Raw genomic sequence first — 7,302 nt, forward strand, 5'->3', positions numbered from 1 at the left:
CGGGCGCCGCGCCTGCCCGCCCCGGCCCCCCGGGGGCCCTGCCCGCGCGGCGCGCCGGGGCCCCCCCGGGCCACGCCGCCCCCCGCGCCCCCGGCCCGTCCCCGGCGGATGCTTCCGCAGCGCAGAACCCTTCAGGAGATCCAATCAGTCATGGGCACGGTCACCGAGCAGCATCGCGCGGTAGCGATGCACGCAATCAAGATCATGGGCGGTAAGGGGCGGCCCAAGGTCCAGGCCTTTCACGATGATCATCGCCAGCGTTCGGTCGATATCCTCACCGCGTTCAGCTCCCCGGAAGCAGGACAGAAGTCCATCGCGTCCATCGGGCTGTCGGACTTTCCGTTGCACTATCCGGATGGCCGCGAACTGGAAACCCGTGTCGAGCTGTGTGCGTGTGTGGAAGAAGACGCGCCGTGCTGGGACAACATCGTTGCATCGACGGCCTTTGCAATCATGCGCGACCGTGCGGCGGTGCGCCCCGGCAGCGTGATTCCCGACATCCTGCAGGACTACTTCCCATCCACTCGGATGCCGCACGTCTATCTGGTGCCGCCCTTCTTCTGGAATGACGCCAGGTTCCCGGGACTGCAGTCCCCGCCGGTGGCGATCAACTGGCTGCAGTGCATCGCCATCCACGAATCCGAGCGGCAACTTGTCGAGCGGATTGGCGGTAACGCATTTGATGACCTGTTGCAGCAGCAGGAGACGGACGTGCTGGACATGCATCGGGCACCTGTCACTGGAGCACTCTGACGCCATTGCCAAGGGGGGGGCGGCGGGGCGGTCGGAGATTTATCACATTGCTGAACGAAAGCCGCCGGGCATGGCCCGGCGCTACCGTGCCCATGGGGTTGGCTCTGCCGCGCTCTGCCGCTATAATCGCCCGCTTACCTCGCCATCCTGGCGACTGGGCAATAGGAAAAACACCATGGTCAAGATTCGACTGACCCGCGGCGGCGCCAAGAAGCGTCCGTTCTACCACATCATCGTGACCGACGTGCGCAGCGCGCGCGACGGCCGCAACATCGAGCGCGTTGGTTTCTACAACCCGGTCGCCCAGGGCGGCGAGAAGCGCATCGAGCTGGACCTGGCCCGCGTTGACCATTGGGTCAAGAACGGCGCCCAGCCGACCGAAAAGGTCCGCAACCTGATCAAGGAAGCGGCCAAATCCCAGGCCGCTGCGGCCTGAGTCTGAAGGGCCACGCTTCGGCGTGGCCCTCTCGGTTGACGAAGATGAAAGATATCGAGCGCCGCATCCTGCTGGGCAGGGTTGTCGGCGCTTTTGGTGTGCGCGGCGAAATCAAGCTCGAGTCCTGGACCGAGCCTCGTTCCGCCATTTTCCGTTACCAGCCGTGGATCCTGCGCAGCCCCAACGGGCAGGAATCGACGCTTGAAGGCGCTCGTGGCCGTGACAGCGGCAAGCACCTGGTCGCCAGATTCCCCGGCGTCGAGGACCGCGATGTCGTCGAAGCCATGCACGGCACCGAGGTCTATGTGGCCCGCAGTGCGCTGCCGCCGCCAAAGCCCGACGAGTATTACTGGGTCGACCTGGAGGGCCTGGATGTGAAGACCTCCGAGGGCGTTGCCCTGGGCCAGGTCTCGCACCTGTTCAGCACCGGCGCCAATGATGTGGTCGTGGTCCGTGGCGACCGCGAGCGGATGATTCCGTTCGTGCAGCCGGACTTCGTCAAGTCGGTCGACTTCGAGGCCAACCTGGTGGTGGTCGACTGGGATCCCGAGTTCTGAGTGTGAGCATGCGGTTTGACGTCATCACCCTGTTCCCCGAGTTCCTCGCCCAGTCCGCTGGGCTGGGCGTGGTCGGGCGCGCGCAGGAGAAGGGCCTTTTCAGCCTGCACGGCTGGAACCCCCGTGATTTCGCCGAAGGCAACTACCGCCGGGTGGACGACCGTCCGTTCGGCGGTGGCCCGGGCATGGTGATGCTGATCGAACCGCTGCAGGCCTGCCTGCAGGCGATCCGTGATGCGGATCCGACCCCGGCGCGGGTGATCCATCTCAGCCCGCAGGGCGCGCCGTTGACCCAGGCCAAGGTGCGGGAACTGGCGGCATTGCCGCGCATGGTCCTGCTCTGCGGCCGGTACGAGGGCATCGACGAACGCTTTCTGGAGGCCAACGTCGATGAAGAGATTTCCCTCGGCGATTACGTGCTGTCCGGCGGAGAGCTGGGCGCGGCGGTCATCATCGATGCCGTGGCCCGCTTGCAGGAAGGTGCCCTGAACGACGCCGAATCCGCAGCCCAGGACAGCTTCGAAGGCGAATTGGGCTTGCTGGACTGCCCGCATTACAGCCAGCCGGCCCAGCACCCGCTGGGTGATGTGCCGGACGTGCTGCGCTCGGGCAACCACGCGGCCATCGCGGCCTGGCGCCGCCAGCAGTCGCTGGTCCGTACCGCCGAGCGACGCCCGGACCTGCTGGATGAACAGGCGCTGGGCAAGGCTGACCGCAAATTGCTCGACCAGGGCCGCCAGGCCCGCAGACAGAAGGCCAGCCCCTAGCGCAGGGCTGGCTCTATCGGCTATCATGGCCAATTCCCGCCAGCCCCGGCTGGCGCGCGCAGTACCCACAACAAACGTGCAGCACAGTTCCGTGACTGCATGAGCCCACGTTGTCGACACGACACGCCCACCCGAACAAGAATCGGTGTAACCCATGAGCAAGCTGAACAAGTCCATCGTCGCGGAATTCGAATCCGCCCAGATCACCCGCGAACTGCCGAAGTTCAGCCAGGGCGACACCGTTGTCGTCAACGTGAAGGTGAAGGAAGGTACCCGCGAGCGCGTGCAGGCCTATGAAGGCGTTGTCATCGCGACCAAGAACGGCGGCCTGAACTCCTCGTTCACCGTCCGCAAGATTTCGCACGGCTACGGCGTCGAGCGCGTCTTCCAGACCCACAGCGCCATCATCGACTCGGTCGAAGTGAAGCGTCGTGGTAAGGTCCGCGCCGGCAAGCTGTACTACCTGCGTGGCCTGGAAGGCAAGGCTGCCCGCATCAAGGAAGATCTGGCTGCTGCTGCTGCCGCCAAGGCTGCACGTCTGGCCGAAAAGGCCTGATAAACAACTTCGGTTGTTACCGCGACGGCCGCCTTCGGGCGGCCGTTTGCGTTTCTGCGACGGCCGGCGCTATGTTCGCCGCATGAATACCGTTGAACAGCGTTACCCGCCCAAGGTGCAGGCCGCCCTGCGCCATCTCGACGCCGCAGGCGTGCAGCGCCGGCACTCGGCGCCGCCACTGCATCGCCTGCTGTGGCGCATGGGCATCAACGCGCCACCGCCGATCCTGGCCAGCGTGGCCTCCAACGCACTGCTGATGGGTGTCTGGTTCGCGCTGGGGTGGGGCGTGCTGATGTGGCTGCTGGTCTGGCGCAATACCAACCTGCCGTTTGCGATCGCAGTGTTCAGCGCGCTCCTTGCCGGCGTACTGTTCGGTCTGCTGATGGCGGTCGTGATGCGGGTCATGCGCCTGCGCCGCGGTCTGCCGCTGTGGCGCGACCTGCCGGCTGCGCCAGGCCCCTGACCTGCGATCACGCAGCGCTGCGCACTGCCCGCCAACCACAAGGCCGCGAAGAAAAAAGCGGTAGCGCCGGGCCGTGCCCGGCGGATATCTGGCAACCGCTACGCTCGCCGGGCATGGCCCGGCGCTACCGGGTCACGGCATCCGGATCCGCCACCGGGGACGGCGGGCACGCCGGAATTTCCGATGGCGTGGCCACGTGTTCTGCCGGCGGCGGGGTGATCATCTTCGCCTTGCGCCAGCCTCCCCAGCGGTAATACGCCAGCGACAGCAGCATCGATACCAGTGAACCGGCCGGGAAGCTCCACCAGATCGCGTCGGCGCCCCAGTAGGGCTGCAGGAACTCGGCGAACGGCACGCGCACACCCCACAGCGAGGCGGCCAGGATCAACAGCGGCGGAATGACCGCGCCGGTGGAGCGCACCACGCCGGAAATGACGAAGCTGACACCGAAGAACAGGAACGAGCCGATCACTATATGGTTGAGGTGGCGGGCGATCTGCAGCGATTCGCTGCCCTGCGGCAGGAACAGCGCCAGCGAATACTGGTCCAGCACCACCAGCGGCAGGATCAGCGCCCCGGTCAGCAGGAAGTTGATCAGGATGCCCTTGCGCGCGGTGCCGCGGACGCGGTCCCAGCGCTGCGCGCCCACGTTCTGCGCGGCCATCGACGAACACGCCGCACCGATCGCCATCGCCGGCATCTGCACGTAGTTCCACAGCTGCAGCGACGCGCCATAGGCGGCGCCGGTGGCCGTGCCGTACTGGTTGACCATGGTCATCAGCAGGATGACCGACAGCGAGATCAGCACCATCTGCAGCCCCATCGGCACACCCTTGACCACCAGCGCACGCAGGATGGCCAGGTCGAGCTTGAACAGGTGCATGTCGGCACGGCCCAGCCACAGCGTGTGCCGCTTGTGCCGCATGTACAGCAGCAGGCCGGCCAGCGACAGCGTCTGCGACACCAGCGTCGCCCACGCCGAGCCGGCGATGCCCAGTGCGGGGAACGGGCCGAGGCCGAAGATCAGCACCGGGTTCAGTGCGATGTCCAGCAGCACCGACACCAGCAGGAAGCGGAACGGCGTGCGCGAATCACCGGCACCGCGCAGGGCGGCGCTGAGGAAGGCGAACGCGTACAGCGTGGGCATGGCCAGGAAGATGATGCGCAGGTAGGCCTCGGCCAGCGGCAGCGAGGCCGCCGGCGTGCCCATCGCCGCCAGCAGCGGGTGGGCAAGGAACCAGCCGGCGATGGCGATGATCACCGACAGGCCGATGAAGAAGGTGGCGCTGGTGCCGACCACGCGCCGCGCCTGGGCGATGTCGCGTGCACCGATGGCCTGGCCGATCAGGATGGTCGAGGCCATGCCGAAGCCGAATACCGAACCGATCAGGAAGAACATGATGTTGTTGGCGTTGGCCGTGGCGGTCAGTGCCGCCTCGCCGAGGTAGCGCCCCACCCACACCGCATTCACCGAACCGTTCAGCGACTGGGCGATGTTGCCCGCAAGGATCGGCAGCGCGAACAGCAGCAGATTGCGGCCGATGGGGCCGGAGGTGAGGTCAAGCGGCGCTTTGGCCATGGGCTGGTGATCGATTTCCGGGAGGCGCACACTAGCACCAGGCCCGTCTGCGGGGTGTGGCAATGGATCAACGACGACAGATGGCGCGATACAGCGCGGGGGCCTTGATCGTGGCCACGCTGGCCGCATGTTCGACGGGTGACCGGCTGGGGGATGCCCAGGTGCGGCCCGCCGACCGCGCTGAGTGCCTGGTCGGCAACCAGCGCCAGGACCTGGCGGGCACGCCGACGTTGATGGGGGGCAGTGGCTGCCGCACCGACCCCGCCAATCCGCGACCCCTGAACAAGCGCACGGAGTAGTACCTGCCGATGTCCGAGCTTTCACCGCTGTCGCCCAGTGTCCGCCTGGATGTCTGGTTGTGGGCGGCCCGTTTCTACAAGACCCGCAGCCTGGCCAAGCAGGCCATTGAAACCGGCAAGGTGGCCGTGGCCGGGCAGCGCCCGAAATCCTCGCGTGCGGTGCGCGTGGGCGAGCAGCTGCAGGTGGACCGCGGCGAGGAGCATTTCGAGCTGCAGGTGCTGGGCATCAGCGACCAGCGCGGACCGGCGCCGGTGGCGCAGCAGCTGTATGCCGAAAGCGAAGCCTCCAAGACGCGCCGTGCCGAGCAGCGTGCGCTGCGCATCGCCGCCCGCGATGGTTTCCAGCCGCCGGAGCACAAGCCGGACAAGCGTGCGCGCCGGTTGATCCGCGCGCTGGGTGATCTGGACGCGCTTTGAAGGAGAGCGTGCGAACCAACGGTTCGCACCCACCAGAGAGGGCGGGTTCGCACCCACCAGAGAGGGCGGTAGCGCCGGGCCAAGCCCGGCGAACCGGCCGGCACTCAGCCAGCATTCGGTTTTCACCCCGCACGTTGGATCTTCCTCTTCATGGAAGACCACCATGTTCATTCGCCGCAGCCTGCTGTGCCTCGCCCTCGTCACCGCCGCCCCGGCGTTCGCCGCCGACATCTCCTTCTGGGACACGCCACAACGCGGCGGCAACAGCTTCAACGAAAATCCGCCGGACCGTGCCTACTTCCAGGCGCTGCGTGACACCGGCGCGACCTGGGTGCGGCTGAGCCCGGACAAGTGGAAAAGTGCCGGCGGCCGCGACTTCCTGATGGGCGATGCCGACCACTACCAGGGGCTGGTGCCGGCCGACGTGGCGATCCTGCGGCGTGCGCTGGATGACGCAAATGCCGTGGGCCTGAAGGTGGTGCTGGTGCCGCTGTCGCTGCCCCTGCTGCGCTGGAAGCAGAAGAACAATGACGTGGTCGACCAGCGACTGTGGCAGTCGATGGACAACCACCTGCCGGCGCAGCGTTTCTGGCAGGACCTGGCCACGGCGTTGAAGGGACACCCGGCGCTGGCCGCCTACAACCTCATCAATGAGCCTGCGCCCGAGCACGGCACCTCGCTGGCCGAGCATGCGTCACGCGCAGCCATGCAGCAGTGGTACGCCAGCGTCGAAGACAGCCCGCGTGATCTGCGCGCGCTGTACCGGGGGCTGATCGCCAGCGTGCGTGCGGTGGATGCAGGCATGCCGCTGATGCTGGATGCCGGCTGGTATGCGGCGGCCGATGCCTTCGATTACTGGCCGGCGCCGCTGGACGATACGAAGCTGCTGTACAGCGTGCACATGTATGAGCCGTACGCGGCGACCAGTGCACCCAACCAGAGGCGCGCCACGCCGTACCGCTACCCGGCCACGGTGCCGTTCGGCTCCGGGAAACAGCGGTGGGATGCGTCGCGTGTGCGCCGCTACCTGCAGCAGCCGATGGACTGGGCCAAGACCCATGGCATCGGTGCGAACCGGATGGTGATCGGCGAGTTCGGCTGCATGCGGCGCTGGCCGGATTGCGCGGCCTACCTGCGCGATGTGCTGGCAGTGGCGGAGCAGCAGCAGGTGCATTGGGCGTTCTATGCGTTCCGCGAGGATGGCTGGGACGGGATGGATTACGAGCTGGGCGACAATGCGCTGCCGTGGTCGTATTGGCAGGCGGTGGAGAAGGGTGAAGCGGTACAGCCGCCGCGGTCGCTGCAGGCACCGTTGTTTGCGCCGATCCTGCAGCGGTTGAAAGACGGGGTGCGTTGAACCCGCGGCCGCTTCGCTCGCCGGGGCTGGGCCCGGGCGACCGGGGGTTTGGCCCCCCGGGGGGGGTGCGGCGCGCGCCGGCGCCCGCGCCCCCCCCCGCCCCCGCCCCCGCGGGGGG

At 67.2% G+C, this 7,302-nt stretch carries 10 protein-coding genes; 9 read left to right on the forward strand and 1 reads right to left on the reverse strand.

The window, feature by feature from the left end:
• Positions 1-150: 150 nt before the first annotated feature.
• The 6 genes from AC1VXD_RS19350 to AC1VXD_RS19375 all read left to right on the forward strand — a co-directional run bounded on the left by AC1VXD_RS19350 (position 151) and on the right by AC1VXD_RS19375 (position 3,532).
• Positions 151-753 carry a suppressor of fused domain protein gene (locus AC1VXD_RS19350; RefSeq protein ID WP_482993412.1) on the forward strand — a complete coding sequence of 201 codons (603 nt, stop codon included), beginning with the start codon at positions 151-153 and terminating at the stop codon, positions 751-753.
• A 175-nt stretch (positions 754-928) separates the two neighbouring features.
• Positions 929-1,189, forward strand: coding sequence for a 30S ribosomal protein S16 (gene rpsP / locus AC1VXD_RS19355; protein ID WP_004149033.1), 261 nt, complete (start codon positions 929-931; stop codon positions 1,187-1,189).
• Positions 1,190-1,233: 44 nt separating this feature from the next.
• A complete protein-coding gene (rimM, locus tag AC1VXD_RS19360; RefSeq protein WP_482993413.1) occupies positions 1,234-1,746 on the forward strand; it encodes a ribosome maturation factor RimM in 513 nt (170 codons plus the stop codon).
• A gap of 8 nt (positions 1,747-1,754) precedes the next feature.
• Complete coding sequence (gene trmD, locus AC1VXD_RS19365; protein ID WP_482993419.1) at positions 1,755-2,513, forward strand: tRNA (guanosine(37)-N1)-methyltransferase TrmD; 759 nt, start codon at positions 1,755-1,757, stop codon at positions 2,511-2,513.
• A gap of 154 nt (positions 2,514-2,667) precedes the next feature.
• Positions 2,668-3,069 carry a 50S ribosomal protein L19 gene (gene rplS / locus AC1VXD_RS19370; RefSeq protein WP_079221128.1) on the forward strand — a complete coding sequence of 134 codons (402 nt, stop codon included), beginning with the start codon at positions 2,668-2,670 and terminating at the stop codon, positions 3,067-3,069.
• An 82-nt stretch (positions 3,070-3,151) separates the two neighbouring features.
• Positions 3,152-3,532 carry a DUF6404 family protein gene (locus AC1VXD_RS19375; protein ID WP_482993414.1) on the forward strand — a complete coding sequence of 127 codons (381 nt, stop codon included), beginning with the start codon at positions 3,152-3,154 and terminating at the stop codon, positions 3,530-3,532.
• Between the two features lie 124 nt (positions 3,533-3,656).
• On the opposite strand, the gene AC1VXD_RS19380 is transcribed toward AC1VXD_RS19375, so the two are convergent.
• The gene (locus tag AC1VXD_RS19380; RefSeq protein WP_482993415.1) at positions 3,657-5,111 is read right to left on the reverse strand and encodes an MATE family efflux transporter; all 1,455 of its coding nucleotides are present in this window, start codon (positions 5,109-5,111) and stop codon (positions 3,657-3,659) included.
• A gap of 62 nt (positions 5,112-5,173) precedes the next feature.
• Here AC1VXD_RS19380 and AC1VXD_RS19385 point away from each other — a divergent pair, with 62 nt between their 5' ends.
• From AC1VXD_RS19385 to AC1VXD_RS19395, 3 genes are all read left to right on the forward strand, one after another.
• On the forward strand, positions 5,174-5,410 hold the full coding sequence (locus AC1VXD_RS19385) for a hypothetical protein (protein ID WP_482993416.1): 237 nt from the start codon (positions 5,174-5,176) through the stop codon (positions 5,408-5,410).
• Between the two features lie 9 nt (positions 5,411-5,419).
• Complete coding sequence (locus tag AC1VXD_RS19390; protein ID WP_482993417.1) at positions 5,420-5,827, forward strand: RNA-binding S4 domain-containing protein; 408 nt, start codon at positions 5,420-5,422, stop codon at positions 5,825-5,827.
• 163 nt (positions 5,828-5,990) lie between these two features.
• Positions 5,991-7,184: a glycoside hydrolase family 5 protein gene (locus AC1VXD_RS19395; protein ID WP_482993418.1), complete on the forward strand. Its 1,194-nt coding sequence runs from the start codon at positions 5,991-5,993 to the stop codon at positions 7,182-7,184.
• Positions 7,185-7,302: the final 118 nt, after the last annotated feature.

The sequence above is a fragment of the Stenotrophomonas sp. STEN054 genome, assembly GCF_056854535.1.

What these genes read in the sequence shown, in the direction of transcription:
- AC1VXD_RS19390 (WP_482993417.1), top strand. Translation starts at nt 5,420, where the DNA reads ATGTCCGAGCTTTCACCGCTGTCGCCCAGTGTCCGCCTGGATGTCTGG.
- AC1VXD_RS19375 (WP_482993414.1), top strand. Translation starts at nt 3,152, where the DNA reads ATGAATACCGTTGAACAGCGTTACCCGCCCAAGGTGCAGGCCGCCCTG.
- rpsP (WP_004149033.1), top strand. Translation starts at nt 929, where the DNA reads ATGGTCAAGATTCGACTGACCCGCGGCGGCGCCAAGAAGCGTCCGTTC.
- AC1VXD_RS19350 (WP_482993412.1), top strand. Translation starts at nt 151, where the DNA reads ATGGGCACGGTCACCGAGCAGCATCGCGCGGTAGCGATGCACGCAATC.
- AC1VXD_RS19385 (WP_482993416.1), top strand. Translation starts at nt 5,174, where the DNA reads ATGGATCAACGACGACAGATGGCGCGATACAGCGCGGGGGCCTTGATC.
- AC1VXD_RS19395 (WP_482993418.1), top strand. Translation starts at nt 5,991, where the DNA reads ATGTTCATTCGCCGCAGCCTGCTGTGCCTCGCCCTCGTCACCGCCGCC.
- rplS (WP_079221128.1), top strand. Translation starts at nt 2,668, where the DNA reads ATGAGCAAGCTGAACAAGTCCATCGTCGCGGAATTCGAATCCGCCCAG.
- AC1VXD_RS19380 (WP_482993415.1), bottom strand. Translation starts at nt 5,111, where the DNA reads ATGGCCAAAGCGCCGCTTGACCTCACCTCCGGCCCCATCGGCCGCAAT.
- trmD (WP_482993419.1), top strand. Translation starts at nt 1,755, where the DNA reads ATGCGGTTTGACGTCATCACCCTGTTCCCCGAGTTCCTCGCCCAGTCC.
- rimM (WP_482993413.1), top strand. Translation starts at nt 1,234, where the DNA reads ATGAAAGATATCGAGCGCCGCATCCTGCTGGGCAGGGTTGTCGGCGCT.